The sequence below is a fragment of the Bdellovibrio sp. HM001 genome (genome assembly GCF_055397275.1).
In genome coordinates this window covers 1214149-1229066 of sequence record NZ_AP029174.1, presented here as the reverse complement: position 1 = coordinate 1229066, position 14918 = coordinate 1214149, and the positions used below count along the sequence as shown (strand labels likewise).

At 49.8% G+C, this 14918-nt stretch carries 16 protein-coding genes; 5 read left to right on the top strand and 11 right to left on the bottom strand.

Features of this window, described 5'->3' with window-relative positions:
* Positions 1-15: 15 nt before the first annotated feature.
* The 9 genes from ACZ5ZZ_RS05970 to ACZ5ZZ_RS05930 form a co-directional block, all read right to left on the bottom strand.
* Entirely contained in the window at positions 16-831 is an 816-nt protein-coding gene (locus ACZ5ZZ_RS05970; protein WP_464141710.1) for a hypothetical protein, read from the bottom strand.
* A gap of 143 nt (positions 832-974) precedes the next feature.
* Complete coding sequence (locus ACZ5ZZ_RS05965; RefSeq protein ID WP_464117567.1) at positions 975-1646, bottom strand: Fic family protein; 672 nt, start codon at positions 1644-1646, stop codon at positions 975-977.
* Between the two features lie 2 nt (positions 1647-1648).
* Positions 1649-2236, bottom strand: coding sequence for a hypothetical protein (locus ACZ5ZZ_RS05960; protein ID WP_464117569.1), 588 nt, complete (start codon positions 2234-2236; stop codon positions 1649-1651).
* Positions 2237-2417: 181 nt separating this feature from the next.
* Entirely contained in the window at positions 2418-3695 is a 1278-nt protein-coding gene (locus ACZ5ZZ_RS05955) for a M24 family metallopeptidase (protein WP_464134333.1), read from the bottom strand.
* A 72-nt stretch (positions 3696-3767) separates the two neighbouring features.
* Complete coding sequence (locus tag ACZ5ZZ_RS05950) at positions 3768-5381, bottom strand: hypothetical protein (protein ID WP_464134330.1); 1614 nt, start codon at positions 5379-5381, stop codon at positions 3768-3770.
* A 127-nt stretch (positions 5382-5508) separates the two neighbouring features.
* Positions 5509-6360: a CE1 family esterase gene (locus ACZ5ZZ_RS05945; protein ID WP_464134328.1), complete on the bottom strand. Its 852-nt coding sequence runs from the start codon at positions 6358-6360 to the stop codon at positions 5509-5511.
* Complete coding sequence (locus ACZ5ZZ_RS05940) at positions 6360-6947, bottom strand: hypothetical protein (protein WP_464117575.1); 588 nt, start codon at positions 6945-6947, stop codon at positions 6360-6362. The genes ACZ5ZZ_RS05945 and ACZ5ZZ_RS05940 overlap by 1 nt, the downstream gene beginning before the upstream one ends.
* A gap of 159 nt (positions 6948-7106) precedes the next feature.
* Positions 7107-7727: a hypothetical protein gene (locus ACZ5ZZ_RS05935; protein ID WP_464134325.1), complete on the bottom strand. Its 621-nt coding sequence runs from the start codon at positions 7725-7727 to the stop codon at positions 7107-7109.
* Between the two features lie 76 nt (positions 7728-7803).
* A complete protein-coding gene (locus tag ACZ5ZZ_RS05930; RefSeq protein ID WP_464134323.1) occupies positions 7804-8103 on the bottom strand; it encodes a hypothetical protein in 300 nt (99 codons plus the stop codon).
* Positions 8104-8226: 123 nt separating this feature from the next.
* Here ACZ5ZZ_RS05930 and ACZ5ZZ_RS05925 point away from each other — a divergent pair, with 123 nt between their 5' ends.
* The 3 genes from ACZ5ZZ_RS05925 to ACZ5ZZ_RS05915 all read left to right on the top strand — a co-directional run bounded on the left by ACZ5ZZ_RS05925 (position 8227) and on the right by ACZ5ZZ_RS05915 (position 10419).
* Positions 8227-8721, top strand: coding sequence for a hypothetical protein (locus tag ACZ5ZZ_RS05925; protein WP_464134321.1), 495 nt, complete (start codon positions 8227-8229; stop codon positions 8719-8721).
* A gap of 87 nt (positions 8722-8808) precedes the next feature.
* The gene (locus ACZ5ZZ_RS05920; protein WP_464134318.1) at positions 8809-10107 is read left to right on the top strand and encodes a hypothetical protein; all 1299 of its coding nucleotides are present in this window, start codon (positions 8809-8811) and stop codon (positions 10105-10107) included.
* Between the two features lie 81 nt (positions 10108-10188).
* On the top strand, positions 10189-10419 hold the full coding sequence (locus ACZ5ZZ_RS05915; RefSeq protein WP_464134317.1) for a ferredoxin: 231 nt from the start codon (positions 10189-10191) through the stop codon (positions 10417-10419).
* A gap of 70 nt (positions 10420-10489) precedes the next feature.
* Here the strand turns inward: ACZ5ZZ_RS05915 and ACZ5ZZ_RS05910 are convergent, their stop codons facing one another.
* Together ACZ5ZZ_RS05910 and ACZ5ZZ_RS05905 are read right to left on the bottom strand one after the other, a co-directional pair.
* Positions 10490-11713: a hypothetical protein gene (locus ACZ5ZZ_RS05910; protein WP_464141707.1), complete on the bottom strand. Its 1224-nt coding sequence runs from the start codon at positions 11711-11713 to the stop codon at positions 10490-10492.
* A 153-nt stretch (positions 11714-11866) separates the two neighbouring features.
* Entirely contained in the window at positions 11867-13405 is a 1539-nt protein-coding gene (locus tag ACZ5ZZ_RS05905; RefSeq protein WP_464141704.1) for a sigma-54-dependent Fis family transcriptional regulator, read from the bottom strand.
* A gap of 167 nt (positions 13406-13572) precedes the next feature.
* Between ACZ5ZZ_RS05905 and ACZ5ZZ_RS05900 the strand changes: the two genes are divergently transcribed.
* Together ACZ5ZZ_RS05900 and ACZ5ZZ_RS05895 are read left to right on the top strand one after the other, a co-directional pair.
* Positions 13573-13755, top strand: coding sequence for a hypothetical protein (locus tag ACZ5ZZ_RS05900; protein ID WP_464134310.1), 183 nt, complete (start codon positions 13573-13575; stop codon positions 13753-13755).
* Between the two features lie 83 nt (positions 13756-13838).
* Positions 13839-14918, top strand: coding sequence for a serine hydrolase domain-containing protein (locus ACZ5ZZ_RS05895; protein ID WP_464134307.1), 1080 nt, complete (start codon positions 13839-13841; stop codon positions 14916-14918).

Below are 14918 nucleotides of genomic sequence, written 5' to 3'. Positions count from 1 at the left end.
TGAAAGAAGAAGGAACTAGTTGGAGCTGACGCGAGCCAAAGCTTTCTTTTGCTTTTCCTTGGCTTCGCTGAGGCGCTGACGTTTCTTTTCCAACGCTTCTTCCATCTGCTTTTTCTTTTCGATCAAAAGGTCCGCTTTGCGATTGTTCTTTTCTGCTTGCGCTAAAGCGGTCTTGGTCATGTCATCCAAACGACGGGCCTCTTTACGAGCCGAGCTCTCAAACTTATCAAGACTGGCCTGGGCGGACTTCAAAGAACGGGCACTGGATTTTTCAGCGGCCACAGCTTCTCTGTATTTCTGCTGAAGGTCTTTCAACTCTTCCTGCAATCTTGCAAGATCTGCATTGGTTTCTTTTAAGGACTGCAGAGTTTTGCGGCGCTGCTCAAGTGAGTTTTCGAAACTGTTGCGGGTGCTGTCCAGTTTCGCCGCCACGGCCTCTGCTTTGGTGCGAACACGTGCCTCTTCTTGCTCGTTTTTTCTGATTTCCTTGTTCAAGGTCTCGATCTTGCCGGTCAGAACCGCTGTTTCCTTGGAGTTTTGCGCCTGCTGTTTTTGCAAACGCTGGATTTCGCGACTGGTACGCGCCGCTGTTTCTTTGTTCTTGCGGGTTGTGGCTTTTAAATCTTTATGAGCTGTTTCCAGTTCTTCTTTGCTTTGATTGAACCCACCCTTGGCTTCATCCAGGTTGGCTTCAATGCTTTCAACTTCCGCCTGAGAATCATAAAGGGCGTCCAAGTCCGAATTCGCATGCGCTGTCATCGGCGCCATGGCCCCGGCGAAAGAAAGAAGTACGAAGTATGAAATAAGTTTGTCTGTCCACTTTTTATACATATTCTTGTCCCTTGTTGATTGTAACAAGAGCCTAAGTCCACGAAACATGCCCAGGCTCAAATGCAAACAAACGGGAGTTCAGCCGTTTCAGGCGCTCTTATCCATGAAATAAAAACAGGGCCTGGCCCTAATTTGTGGTTTTGCTAAGAAAGGACGGCCTGATAGCTTCTTTGCAGGTTCTTCAGAAGCTTGATAATGGCAGCCCCCGGGGTTGCAGAAGCCCGTTGATTTTCAAAAACACCCACCAAAGCATCCAACTTGGATTCAAAGCTCATCGGCAGGTATCCGCCCAGCCCCAGAATCCAGTCCGCTATCATCACGGCTGTGCGCCCGTTGGCATCCTCAAATGGATGCAAACTGATCAACCAGTACTGAGCCAGAGCGGCCTTACGGAAAGGGTCTAGATCGGCCTTCAGAATCTCTGACTCCAGGCGCAGAAACCCCTCTTTGAGCTCTCCCACAGGACAAGCCTGCTGAGTGCCCACAAACACGGGCCGGTCGCGAAGGCTGCCTGCAGGACGTTTTAAAAGTATCGCATTGATATCCAAAATAGACTGAAGGTTCGGGGCTTCATCAGCGCGGATCCTCGCGGCGACATATTCGTTGGCTTGTTGCCACGACTCGACTTCGCCGCGCTTTAAAGCACTGGAACCCCGCAAACGCAAGGGAGCAAGTCTTGCCAGCCCCGCCCCCAAGTCCTCTAAGGAAAGGGACTCGCAGCGATGGCGCAATTGATTCACCTGCTCAATCAGGTCGCGAATCTGCTCTTCTTCGGCAGAGTTCACAGACCTGATCAGAAGATCCGTGAATTTCATGACTATTCAGCGATCACCGGATGCATGGGGACTGAGTACACTCGTGTCACCCATTCTGAATAGTTGTCAGCCTGAACAAAGACCTCAAAACGCTGATCTGCTGCAAAAACCAACTGCATGCTGACGTTTTTACCTGAGAATGAAACAGCAAAACTGCTGCCTTCACACTGAGTCATCGTCGAGTTGCAACCATAGATCTGATAGTCATTCGTTTGCCCTTTGTGAGTTCTATCCAAGAGAACCTCGCCATCATCACCCGTCAACGGCTCATAACGATAGTACTTCTTGCCATCACGTTCACTGACAGGTTCGTCGCTCTTAAAATACAGATAGCCGGTCATTTCACCGCGAAGCTGGTTGTTGTATTCAGGAGTAAGGGTCTGCTGAGTCAGGCTTAGATAGATATGCCCGTGAATCACCTGCCCGTTTTCATCTGTAAAGCGTGCGGCCACCGAGGACTTCACAACAAACGATTCAGCAAAGTCTTTCTCGACATTGATCGAACGGGCCAAAGACGGCTGAGGAAAAGACACGATGCCGGCCATTCCTGCAGATAGGGTCAGGACACTAGCCAAGAGTTCCTTTTTCATAATATCTCCTTAAGGTCTTTTTGATGCCCCCCTTATACCCTATTTCGGTTCAATGCCTAAGTACCCTATAAATAATATAGGAGTCCCCCGGCCGAGCCACAGCCTCTGCAGCTTGGGCTGAAATAAAAAAGCCTTCCAGGAAAATCCATGGAAGGCTTTTTTGAGTTTTCATCGGGATCTTTTACTTTGGCACACAGTCAGTCAGGCTTTCTGCGTCCCCCCCAGTGATTAAAATATCATCTTCAAGGCGCACTCCACCGAAAGTCTTCCATTTTTCAGCTTCAGGCCAATTGATATGGTCTTTGTAATTTTCCCGGATCGCCTGATCTTCGATAAAGGCACGGGCGAAATAGCAGCCTGGTTCTACTGTAATAAGGTAATCTTTTTCCAGCGCCAAATCCACCCGCAGGCGGGAGCCGTAGTATCGTTTTGGATTCGTATTTTCAGGATTTCCTGTATCACGAACCTTTAAGCCGACCAAATGACCGACCCCATGCGGATAAAATACAGAGATCGCTCCGGATTCCAAAACGGCGTCCACTGAACTCTTCCACAAGCCCCACTGCTTCAATCCCTCAGCAATCACGCGCGCTGACCTCATATGAACATCGCGCCACTGAGTTCCCACTCGGCACATCTTGACTGATTCTTTGTAAGCCTGATGGACTAAATCATAGATTTCTTGTTGCTGAGACGTGAACTGACCGTCCACAGCGAACACACGGGTGATATCAACGCAATAGTCTTCCACATCGGCTCCCGCATCCACCAGGACCAGCTCCCCGGCGACCACTTTTTTTGCGGTGGGTACAGCATGCAGAATTGCGGCGTTTTCACCACTGCCCACGATCGAGCCGTAAGGCATCTTTTCCGCCCCGGCCAGCAAAACCGCATTTTCATAGTGAAGTTGCAATTCGCGCTCGGTGATGCCCGGGCGCAGCGACTTCTTCAACGCGGTATAACCCGCGTTGGCCATGTCCGCTATTTGACGGATCAGACGAACCTCTTCTGCTCCCTTGCGACGGCGCACCTGATCCATTCGAATGGAAAGTTCACGGATGATTTCATCCGACGCCAAGCCTTGAGCCGGTTGCCCCAGGTGAAGAATACGTTTGTAAGTACCACCAGAAATTTTCTTTTTCAGATCTTCCAGGGAATGCTGACACTCAAAATTACCTTCAGCCCCTTCCCACACGATATCCACCGGGCTTAAAGGCCTTTGATATTCGATCCAACCTTCTCCTAAAGAATAAGCCATCACGCCTTCAGGGCGGCGGTGACCGCTCAACCAGAAGTAAGACGGATGAGGCAAAAAATCATAAGTCTGATCCAAACCACCCGGCTTTTGCACAGCCACGCCACTATGAACCAGAACTAAATCTGAAGATCCCAGAAGATCTTTCCATGCACTAGCAACTTTTGTTTGGCGGCCCTTATAGACTTCCTCAGCGAACAGCATAATCACCTCATTACCCTGCTCCAAAGTCTATTCTCAATTTTAAAACCGTCAACCCCCACGCGCCGGGCCGAGTTAAAAGACGATCACAGTCAGCTTGTCGCCTTTGGAAAGCTTCAGGCTGATTTTGATTTTCCCTTCAGCGACGTCATACTGATCCGGCTTCACCTTTTCAACTGTCGCGCTGTCTTTACGCTGTAACAGGACATCGCGCACCTTCATGCCTTCGGGAATCTCCAAGGGGAAATCCTGACTGACATAAGACACAGATGCAGCGATTTTATCAAAGGCCTTCTTGTAACCATCATCATCCTGGCACAGGGAATAAGTCTGAACCACGCCGGGACTGGAGCTTTGCAGTCGTTCGAAGGTTTCGGCATAAGACTGCCCGGTTTTCAGTTCACAGCTTTGACCTCGGATGTTGCCCACAACGGCCATAAAATAATTGCCATGCAAAGCGGTCTTAGAAATGTCGTTCAGGAAATTGACGGCCAGATCCGGGCTTCCTTCCAGGAAATAGCCAGAACGAAGAATCCCGCGACGCACTCCTGTTGGCCCGACCATCTGACACGTCTGATGGGGCAGAACACCAGTGTAGGTTGCGGCAAGATAACCCATCACGTTTGCATGTCCACGATAGGCCTGCGTGCAATAGTCCGTAAGACCTTCAGCTTCGTCCACATAATAGGTTGAAGTGGTTTCGGAATACTTACATTCGGTCAGTTCAACTTCATTAAAGTGGAAGCTCACACCGTTATACATGACGGTTCTTCCAACCAAAGAACTCACACTGTCTTTGACACGCTTCAGATCTTCGCTTTGACAGTTCTGCCCAGCCAAGCCCGCCGGATTCTGGCCTTTCAGCAAAGAAAAGATATTTGTAAATGTTCTTGTTTCGACATTGGAGCTGACGCCATCACGATAGCCCACCCCTGTAAATTTGAAGGGAATACTGGTCTTTTTGTATTGCACCGCCATGGTCCGGTCATAGTTATAAACCTGATCCGCCATACAATGACGGGTCTGATAGTTGTCTTCATCCGTCAGCACAAAGAAAACCACTTTTTCATTCGCGGCAGATTTCTGATACTTGCTGGAGGCCCACTGGATAACGGAACAAAGAGCGGATTCATTATCGCTGCCGCTTGTTCCCATCCCCAACACAGATTTTTTTATACTGTCCACACGGGCCTGGCGAATGGAGGCTGAATCCCGAGGATCCAAGACGATGGGCTGCGGACTGGCACCGTAGACCGTCTTCGCAATCGCCATTGTGTCGTTATCCGCCAGTTCTGAAACATCTTTTACGTATACTTCTGAACCCGTTTTAAGACTGCCATAATAAATAGTCGATCCGCTGTTCAAATAGCTCGAAGTTGACAATAGCTGCACTGTCACTTTTTTTGAGGACAGAGAACCTAAAAGTCCGTCGATCCGAGCCACAAGCTCTTCCTGGGACTGCTTCATTGTTTGAGAGTTATCAACCACCAGCACCAATTGAGTGGAGGGATATTCGATGGATTCTTCGGACTGGAATTCTGCCACTTTCGCATTTTCCGGAAGTTCACCGTCAATTCTGTAAGCCGTTTCTGAATCCATATCAAAGCGCATGCCTTGTGGAGCGCAGTTCTGAAAAGAAACCACCAATAGACCAGCCCCGGCCAAAACCGCCAACCCATTCTTTTTCACACATCCCCCCGGATATCTGATTTTTATTCTACTTATTGTGGATTGAAGCGACAGAGCTTGTCTCAAAAAAAGACAAGGGTCCTAATATAAAGCGTCTCGCACATCTGTTCGAACGCCCCGTAATAGATCAATTTGATAAACGGCTGATGACATCCAGAAACAGGATGGTTGCATCAAAGGTCTTTTCCGATCCGAAAGTGAATTCATCCGAACCACCACTCCAGGCATGGCCCATGCCCGGAACCTTGATATAAGAAATACGCGCCCCGGAGGGTGAACTCCAACGGATGAAGTCACCCGAATTTGCCGTCTGATAAAAAGAGGAATTCACACGACCGTCATCACTCTGATCCAGAAAATACAGTCCCTGCCGTAGGGACTTCTGGGCATGAGACTCTGTGGAAACATGATCTTTTTCCCCGCGAACGATCAGAATTTCCTTAAGTCTTTTACGCGATACCTGTCGGCTGCATTGAATGGCCTTCAGCCCCAGATCATCATAAGAATGCTTTTTCCGGCTGATAAGTTTGTAGGGAGCTCCCGAGTGAATCAAGGCAACTTTAAAAACATCCGGATAACAGTACGCAAAGTGCGCCGCCAGAACACCTCCCGCAGAGAAGCCACCGACATAAACCCGCTCTGGGTCTACCAGCCCCTCACCAATCAGGCCTTCAATGTGCGCCATGATTTCTTTTAGTTTGCCGGCATTTCTTTTTTGATTGGCGGGCAAAAACCAGTTCCAACACGTCAGAGGATTCTTAAGAACTGATTGCTCCGGTGTATAAATGAGCGCATCCAGACCCATCCACTGCTGCTTTTCAGCCAGCCCCGTGAGCCCCATAAACTCTTGCGCAGACTGGGTGCACCCGTGCAGCCACAATATCAAGGGGCGCGGCGTCCCGGACACCGGCGGCTGGCCAAAGGCCGGAATAAACCAGCCTATCAATACAACTAAAACAACGCGCCCTAAAGAAGACATTATTCGTTACGTCGGATATCAATGGTTGGAGTGTTCGGTTTACCGTAGCTGTAAATTGGGGAAATCAAACCAGGGTATTTCTGCAACAACGCATTGGGCTCCAACACGCTTACGACCATCAGGATATTTGCGACGGACGGGTTTTGTTGCAGGTTGGAGTTCACGACAGCAGAAATAAAGGTCTGAATGATCGCTCGTCTTTGCGCATCAGCCAAAACCTGTTTTTCATAGTAGTGATTGTTGATCATCATCTGACTGACGAGCTGCAGATGATTGTGCAAAAGAACGTCTGAAAACTCCACGGCATTCACGCGACGAAGCAGGTACTGAATATGTGCATCGGTCACCTGCTCTAACTGAAGTTGCAACAGACGCTGATTGATTTTCTTGGTTAGAAGCGCCAGGGACTGATCGTTGTTCGCCAGCATCTCCATAATGATCGCGGCCTGGCGGACACTGAAGCTGGGATAAACGATCTGACCAGCGGTGGCCTCACCCATTTCCGCATCAGTCATCTTCACAAGTTTCGCGGAGGCAGTAAAAGAAATCCCAAGACTGCACACGACGGCAAAGATCATCTTTTTCATAAAAAACTCCTTATCGATTGAGATAAGGAGTTCTAATAAAAAATTCCTCGCGTTACAAGACGGTGCTCTGCAAACCGATAAAATGTCCATCACTGTCCAAAGACTTTGCTGTTTCAGAAAATCACAGAAACACCGCCGCCCGCCAGATTGGCCGGGGTGCTACAATTGCGCTTTGGCAATAACCTCGACAGAGCACTGGTAGCGATAGTGAGATGCTGGTTCTGCTGCCGCATGAGCATTGCATTCGTGCCTCAACTCTTTCGGGCCCATGATAAAGTATCTGCGACGCTGATAAGACCTGTGACTGGTGACTGTCCCGCGCGAAGTGATTTGGCAAGAAACTCCGTACTTCTCTGAGCAATCAGATAAAGCATCACGCTCAGCCTCCCGAACCGCTGAATCCCGGCAGATGGCTTCTGTGGTTTTACTTTCATTAAAATCACCGTATCCTGAAACTGAAGAGATGTAAGTCGGATACTGCACAATTCGTTGAGACACGACAGCACACTGGTAGAACTCACGTGCCTCACTGTTACATCGACTTAGAACCGCAGAACTGATGCGACTGGCGCGGAACCGTGCCTGTTCCACACAGTCCCGTTCATCCACCCCCACGGCAGTCACTTTTTCGGACGCTTCCGCCTGTCCCGCGCGGATACGGCGGCGTTCAATTTCCTCAAGTTTCTGTTTTTCGGATTGCGAAGGTTCTGACGCCTTGGCCAGAACAGAGTGACAACATAACGACAATAAGATCAAACCTGAAAGCAATTGAATTTTCATATTTCCCCCCGGTATCACCCCTTAGCAAGGCTGATACCAAACGAAGTGGGGGCATTATGTTACCTGATATATTTTTCTAATTTTTTTCGCAGGTGACCTTTTGCTCATCACAGAACGACAGCAGAGTTCGTGAACGGCACTTTCCCAGTGCGTCTTTACGAGCTTCCTCTTCTGTTTTCCCCAGGCCAAAGAAGCGGCTTCCCTGGGATTGAACCTTACAAGTATAGGTTGCCACCAGCTCAGGACGGCCACTGGACATATCCAGGGCCAAAGTGTCCTTGTTGGGATTCTGATCGTTGGGGTTGATCACCTTCAGGCCACAGCCTGAAAAACTCAGCCACGTCAGGGGGATAACAATCCAAGCGACTTTCCGCATAAGATCCTTCTTTCCTCAAATTTAGAACACTTTCAACCACCTCTCATGGTATCGTTTTCGAATCCAACCACAAGAAGATTTCATTCTTCGCGCATTATGAGGCATCAAAGCCGGAGGTTTCATTTGAGATTTCAGATCTTCCTTCTTTTGACTGTCGCGGCGGCGATTCTTGGCTGTGCCACCCGCCCGGACGCCCCTGCTGGCTGTTTAACCAAGGCCCACTTTCCCGCGAAGGCCTACGAAGCCTGGCGCCAGGCCCCGACCCATCTGACCAGCTCTGAAACTATAGCAAACGCCCCCTTGTTGCAAATCGGTGTTCGCACGACGGTGCAACTGAAGAAGACTGAAAATGAAAATCGAGGCTTTGTGCAATTTCAAACTCAAAGCGCTGCAGACTACTTTATAGTATCGGACTTCTATCCCCGCTTGAACGTTCTGGACGTCAGCAGTGGCAACACCTCGCTGAGTGCAGAGGCCTGGGGCCCTGTTCGCGAATGCGACACCATGAAAAAGTCTTTGCGATTTAAACTCAACGGCATCAACAAATATGGTCTGGAAATCATCAGTCGAGACAGTACAGTCGTTAGCATCCTGGTCCTGCCCGCGACTGCCAATTGAAAGCTGGACTCCCGATTCTTAACAAAAATGTGAAGAACGTGTGAAGGGTTCTTCAGAACATGGTTTCATAGAAGCCGGAGTGAAACCATGAAGCAATCCATTTTCTTCTGCGTGATCATGCTACTCTCGGGACTCTGCAACGCCGCTGTATGGACAGAGGTCAATCAGTGGTCTGAAGACTGGGAAAATCGTTATTCGGCCTGGGTTAAGAACGAATGGAACAAAAACTTCTTTTCCCGGACTCAGCTTCCCAACGGCCAGTCGAATCCCTACTATGGTCTTCGCGTAGATTGTGCTGATGCGGTCTATTCCATGCGCATTATTTTCGCCTACGAACACCGTCTTCCTTTCGCCATGAAAGATCCCACTTATTCTGCTACCAGAATTTCAAACAAAATGAGCCGTTGGGACCGCCAGAGAGAAATCGACCGAGTCCGCAATTTCTTACTCTACATCTATGAAATGGGCAGCACACGCTCGTTGCCGTCAGACACCTATCCTGTTGCCATCAATCGCAGAACCATTCGCTCTGGCGGCGTACTAACAACCACTTCCATCAATCATCACTCTTGGACAATCAAAGAGATTCTGCCCATCGGAGTTCCCTATCTGGTCTACAATTCGGTTGTCGGGTCTCATTCCGGGTTTGGGATGCAGGAAAGAAAGTCCTGGCCCAATCCAAACTGGGTGTTTGAAGGCGACTATAGCCCATCCAGCGGGGCCGGTTTCCGCTATTGGCGCCCCCTGACCAGTCTGGGGAAGCCCGTCTGGGAGGTTCCCGGATACAGTACCGAACAATTCCAAATCCCCTTACAAAGATGGATCAAGACTCTACAAACCCGGTTGGCATTGCGTGATGAAAAAGACGATCAAATGATCGCCCGACTTATCGACAACGTGTGTGTCGGCTTTAAAGATCGGGTTTCCTATGTGAACGATGCCCTTTCCTATAAACGACAGTATCCAGGCTGCATGTCGTATGAGGCATTTGATATCTATTCTTCCCCAAGCCGCGATCAAAGAATCTTTGATGACTTGCTGCTGCTGCGAAGATCATTCAAAGAGATCCTTCAGCGCAACAATGGTCGCGACCTTAGCGCTGAACAAAAAGATCAGCTCCGTAAAATCTATCCTTATATTAACCAAAGTGCCGCCGGCGAGACCCGAAACATGCCCGCACAAAGTATCACAGAAGACTCGACCTGCGTGGTCACTTACTATGCAAACCGCAGCATGGACATGGCGGAATTCAAACGGCGTCTGTTTTCAGGATTGCTCTCTAACAACCCGAACGAGCCTGGTGAATATCGCTGGGGTCTTTTAAGGGGCCCCTCGGATCATGCCCGATCCTGCCGGTCCTGGGGCGGCTGGAGTCCGCAATTTTAAAACCGGATAACTTGATCCAGATCAACGCCCGGGCGCGACTCTTTACGTAAAGTGGGATCATCCACCCCGTGGGAGATCCCAATGGAAGAAGCCACCAGCCCCGCCCCCAAAATCTTTCCGAAATTCTTCGTCGGATCTGATTGCTTGAGCTGTGGTGCCTGCTGGAAAGAGGCCCCCGATAATTTTCGCAGTCACGATGTCCAAGCCCACGCCTATGTCCATCGCCAGCCTCAATCCGAAAAGGAATTCCAGCAGTGTAAGGCCGCCCAGGCCATTTGCCCGATCGGCATCATCGGTCAGACGGAAAGCTGAGTCCTACGCATGCCCGTTTAAATAAAAAAGGGCCCCGAGGGGGCCCTTTTCTTCTGATATGTCCTCGCTACTACTGCACATCGTTAAAGTTGACCGACGTGAAGCCAAGTCCTGTTAACTGGGCAACCCAAGCCTGAGTCGCAGTGAATTGAGTGTCGGGGTGAAGGTTGAACTTGAAGCTTTGCTCCGGTGGCAATTCAATACCAGGATTGGCGCTGCAGTCAGCCTGATCCGAAGCGTGCGTGTAACAGCGGTTGTTCACAACCTCGGAATACTTGGTCGCATCCGCCAGATCCGCACTTGAGTTGGAATTCACCATAAAATAGCGCGCTTTCAAGCCATTGGCCAAACTGCCCTTGATCGTGGAAACACGGGCCGAATACCAGTTGTTGTCACCGGCATAGATTTCTCCGGCGATGGCTTCGATCTTGGATACCGAGGTGATTTCACCGTTTGTCATACCCACTTGAGCCAGCAGGCGATCATGGCGTGACCAACCGCAACTGCTGTATTCAGAGCACAAGAATCGATCCGCACGGCTTTCGTACTTCAATTCACCGGTCAAAAGATCAAAACTGGCTGCATAAGTCCCGGACTTATTCGGACTGACCGCCGTCTGATCATCATGGGTCAGAAATTCCATCTTCGTTCCACTGAGCTTCGCGGCGATTCGATAAGTTCCCATGTCAGGAATTGTCATGGAAACTCCGGAATCATAGTAGGTGTTGAAGAACGCCGGCTTCGACGCGCGCACAGTCACTGTCATCGCCTGCACCTGCATGTCGGCAAGCTGCTGCGCCGTGAAGCACGATGTGTCTGGCGTTATGTAAATCTGACGCTCTTGATTATCGAAGACGATCCCTGCTTTTTCCAGCATGCAGGAAATGGCTTTGATCTGCTGGAACGATCCGGGAATGGAGTCTGGCGAACCACCATTCTGCGCAAGTTTGCAATAGAACAGTCGCGCTGGGTAGTCCGGCCCCTGACTGTCCATAATGCCACCTTGACCATCCAAGGGCATCGAATGCTCGTTGCAAAGCTCATTGACGTTGCTTTGCGCCTGAACCTTACCCTGCACACCCTGGGCCTGACTGTTGCTGACAAGGCCATTACCGACCTCGACAATCACCCCCTGAACAGCGCCCATCACTGTGGAAGGCTTATCAGAAGACACCACAGTGGTGGAAGGAGTTTCAACAATTTCCTCATCCAGCTTGCCTTGACACGCCACCAGACTTGCAACGTGAAGTACGACCGCCACTGACAGGACTTTTCTGATTTCTCTATTAAACACGACTCTCTCCTTGTTAAAAGTTCTGCGCAAGTTCATCTGCGCGACTTTCTATAAGGCAAAGAGCCGGCCAATCGCTAAGTCCACAATTTCACTGCAATCTTAAAAGAAGACGCCAACCCAAGTTGCCAAGTTGGCGCCAACTGCCGGTGGGAATCAGGCAGTTTTTTTGATCAGTATCTTTCTGAGACCTTCCCGTGAAACTCCCAAACGACGTGCCGCTTCGGATTTATTCCCCATCGAACCCTGGATGACTCGTGCAACAAACTCGGATTCAAAGGCCTCGCGTGCCTCACGCAGGCTAAGGTTTTCATACTTTTTCAAAGAGTCCTCGCCCGACGAAGTCCCGACGACACTCAACTGCGGGCGCACTTTGAACTGAAAATCATCCGGCTGCAGAACGGCTCGGTCTCCCGCTGAAAGACAGGCGCTTTCGATTTTATTTTCAAGCTCCCGGATATTGCCAGGCCAGTGGTATTCAATCAGCCGCTCTAAAGCTTCGGGACTGACTTTTTTCAGTTTCCACCCGCGCTTGTTATGCAATTGCTCAAGGATCGCCTGAGCCAATTCCGGAATATCCCCTTTTCGTTCCCGCAGGGCGGGGATCTGAAGGTTGACCACATTGATGCGATAATAAAGATCCTCGCGGAACTTTTCTTCGTGAATCTGGGTGTCGATGTTTTTGTTGGTAGCACAGATCAGACGGAAATCCACAGATTTCGGCGCTTCAGTTGACCCCAGTCGCTGAACTTTTCTTTCCTGCAAAACACGAAGCAGCTTGGCCTGCATTTCGATAGGCATTTCACCTATCTCATCCAGGAACAAGGTTCCCCGGTGTGCCAACTCGATCTGTCCCTGCCGGGGCAGCGTTCCCGTGGCAGCACCCTTTGTCACACCAAACAGTTCCGCTTCAAAAAGCGATTCGGGAATAGCCGCGCAGTTGATCGCAATAAAAGGTCCGTCGCGGCGATGGGAATGATGATGGGCCAGTCTGGCAATCACTTCCTTTCCCACCCCACTTTCACCCGTGATCAGAATATTTGAATCCGACTTGCCAAAGTCACCGATATGATCATAGATCTTTTGCAGTTCCGGCGCCTTCGAACTCAGACTGACAGCGGAGATGCTTTTGCGCCAGATATTCTTGCGGTGTTCGATGGCGGCTTCTGAATCTTCATTTTTTTGATGGATTTCATAGCTTTCAAAGGCCATGGCCGCCAGCATGGACAATGCTTCCAAGGCACGCTGATCCACTTCATCAAAATCACCGGAAGTCTTGTTCAGCACCTCAATGACACCGATGACTTTCCCCTCTTTCCAGTGTAACGGGACGGCCAGAACCTTCTCTGTGCGGTACCCGGTCTTGCTGTCAACACCCAGATAGAAATCCTCATCCTCCGCCACTGAATTGCAGATATGACTTTTGCGATTTCGAAATACTTTCCCGGCAATCCCCTGATCCGTGTTGATGACGATGTTTTGGTTGCGAATGCCGGTGGCAATATAACTGTTAAGATATTTAAAGTGCTGTTCAATATTAAACTGGGAATCAAAGAAGATAGTGCCTCGATCCGCTCCGGTGGCCCGGATGCACAAATCAAGAATTCGCGAGATCAGACTTTCCCCCGCCTGCTGGTCAAAGATTATTTGCGCCGAGTCGCCAATAAATTTCAGTAGTTCATCAGATTTTGACATGATCTTTATATCGGCAGGTCCCGCCAACAAAAGTAGGCTGCCAACCCGGCTTTCCACACTTCGGCCCACGTTTGTGGGCGGTTCATTCTGAGACCGACCCAATTTCAAGGGGTTAGCTCCTGGCCTGGCTTTCGCTTTAAAGAGTTCTGAAAGGATTCAGGTGAAATATGAACACACAAAACATTTCCCAACAACTCGACCGAATGGACCGTGAGCTGAGATTTCTATGGCAAGAGGCGCATGAGGAATCCATACAAAGCATTAGAGAGCGAAAACTGAAACAATACTGGGAGCTTTTTAAGGCCTATAAAAAACAAAAGCAGTTCCTTATGGCTTTGGATTCGAAATAGGACTGGCCCCTTTAAGAAATTAACTGTCACTGGGTTGCAGAGCATTTATACTGACTTATATCTTCTAAAAAGTCAGGTGCGTTGTGAGATATAGATGGTTGCTGGTACTTACATGTGTTGTTGCATTGATATCGTGCAAATCAAATTCGGGCGACACAACACCGCCCGAAGAAACCGCCTGTTCCACCACCGACCTTGAATCTGAAATGGCGGCGATATTAAGCACCGGCGCCTCGTCGGAAGTTCCCTTTACTTACTCCATTGAACGTTCAGATGGACGGAAGTTTACTTACAGCTATGGCGCCTCCAGCCTGACAACCTCCTACGAATCTGCTTCCACGTCCAAACTGGTCACCTCCGTCATTCTGCTGCGGCTGGTGGATAAGGGGATCTTATCTTTGACGGATAAGCCTCAGAAATACATCCCGTCCTGGCCTGTAAACTCAACAGATGCGATCTACAATATGACGCTGGCGCATCTTCTTAGCTTTCGCTCGGGGATGACCGACGAACTACTTTGTCTGCATAGTGCCTCCGGAAATTTTGAAAACTGCACCAAAAACATGGCCTCCGCCAACGCAACAAACACCTACATTCCGGGAACGGTGTTTTACTATTCCGGTGCGCACATGCAGGTGGCAGGACTCATGGCGCAGCATGCAACAGGCAGTTCCTGGCAGGACATTTTTGCACAGTTTAAAAGTGACACGGGGCTATTCACTTCTGCGGCCTATGACCTTCCCTCTAGCAGCAATCCCCGCTTGGCGGGCGGAATGCACTGGCAGGCCAGCGAATATCTTGATTTTCTGCGGGCCCTGAAAGCAGGGACACTGCTGAGTTCATCCTCCATGACAGAACTTTTAAAAGATCAGACCTCCTCCAGTCAGATGCTCTACTCCCCCCCTAAAACGGATCTTAATGAAGAGTGGCACTATGGTCTGGGCCTATGGCATGAATGTCAAAGCACCACCTACAATTGCAACAGCAGCAACGGCCGGGTCTCAAGCCCCGGCGCTTTTGGTGCTTACCCCTTCTGGGATCGTCGCAAAAACTATTTTGGAATTGTCGCCCGCCAAGGGAGCGCCGGTACTTATCCCAAAGGGATCAATATTGAGCGCAGTGTTCGCAGCAAAGCCGATGCCTGGGCGGCCTGCACATTTTAA

Excerpts from the sequence above, each read along its gene's own strand:
- ACZ5ZZ_RS05970 (WP_464141710.1), bottom strand. The coding sequence starts at position 831 with ATGTATAAAAAGTGGACAGACAAACTTATTTCATACTTCGTACTTCTT.
- ACZ5ZZ_RS05965 (WP_464117567.1), bottom strand. The coding sequence starts at position 1,646 with ATGAAATTCACGGATCTTCTGATCAGGTCTGTGAACTCTGCCGAAGAA.
- ACZ5ZZ_RS05960 (WP_464117569.1), bottom strand. The coding sequence starts at position 2,236 with ATGAAAAAGGAACTCTTGGCTAGTGTCCTGACCCTATCTGCAGGAATG.
- ACZ5ZZ_RS05955 (WP_464134333.1), bottom strand. The coding sequence starts at position 3,695 with ATGCTGTTCGCTGAGGAAGTCTATAAGGGCCGCCAAACAAAAGTTGCT.
- ACZ5ZZ_RS05945 (WP_464134328.1), bottom strand. The coding sequence starts at position 6,360 with ATGTCTTCTTTAGGGCGCGTTGTTTTAGTTGTATTGATAGGCTGGTTT.
- ACZ5ZZ_RS05940 (WP_464117575.1), bottom strand. The coding sequence starts at position 6,947 with ATGAAAAAGATGATCTTTGCCGTCGTGTGCAGTCTTGGGATTTCTTTT.
- ACZ5ZZ_RS05935 (WP_464134325.1), bottom strand. The coding sequence starts at position 7,727 with ATGAAAATTCAATTGCTTTCAGGTTTGATCTTATTGTCGTTATGTTGT.
- ACZ5ZZ_RS05930 (WP_464134323.1), bottom strand. The coding sequence starts at position 8,103 with ATGCGGAAAGTCGCTTGGATTGTTATCCCCCTGACGTGGCTGAGTTTT.
- ACZ5ZZ_RS05920 (WP_464134318.1), top strand. The coding sequence starts at position 8,809 with ATGAAGCAATCCATTTTCTTCTGCGTGATCATGCTACTCTCGGGACTC.
- ACZ5ZZ_RS05915 (WP_464134317.1), top strand. The coding sequence starts at position 10,189 with ATGGAAGAAGCCACCAGCCCCGCCCCCAAAATCTTTCCGAAATTCTTC.
- ACZ5ZZ_RS05905 (WP_464141704.1), bottom strand. The coding sequence starts at position 13,405 with ATGTCAAAATCTGATGAACTACTGAAATTTATTGGCGACTCGGCGCAA.
- ACZ5ZZ_RS05900 (WP_464134310.1), top strand. The coding sequence starts at position 13,573 with ATGAACACACAAAACATTTCCCAACAACTCGACCGAATGGACCGTGAG.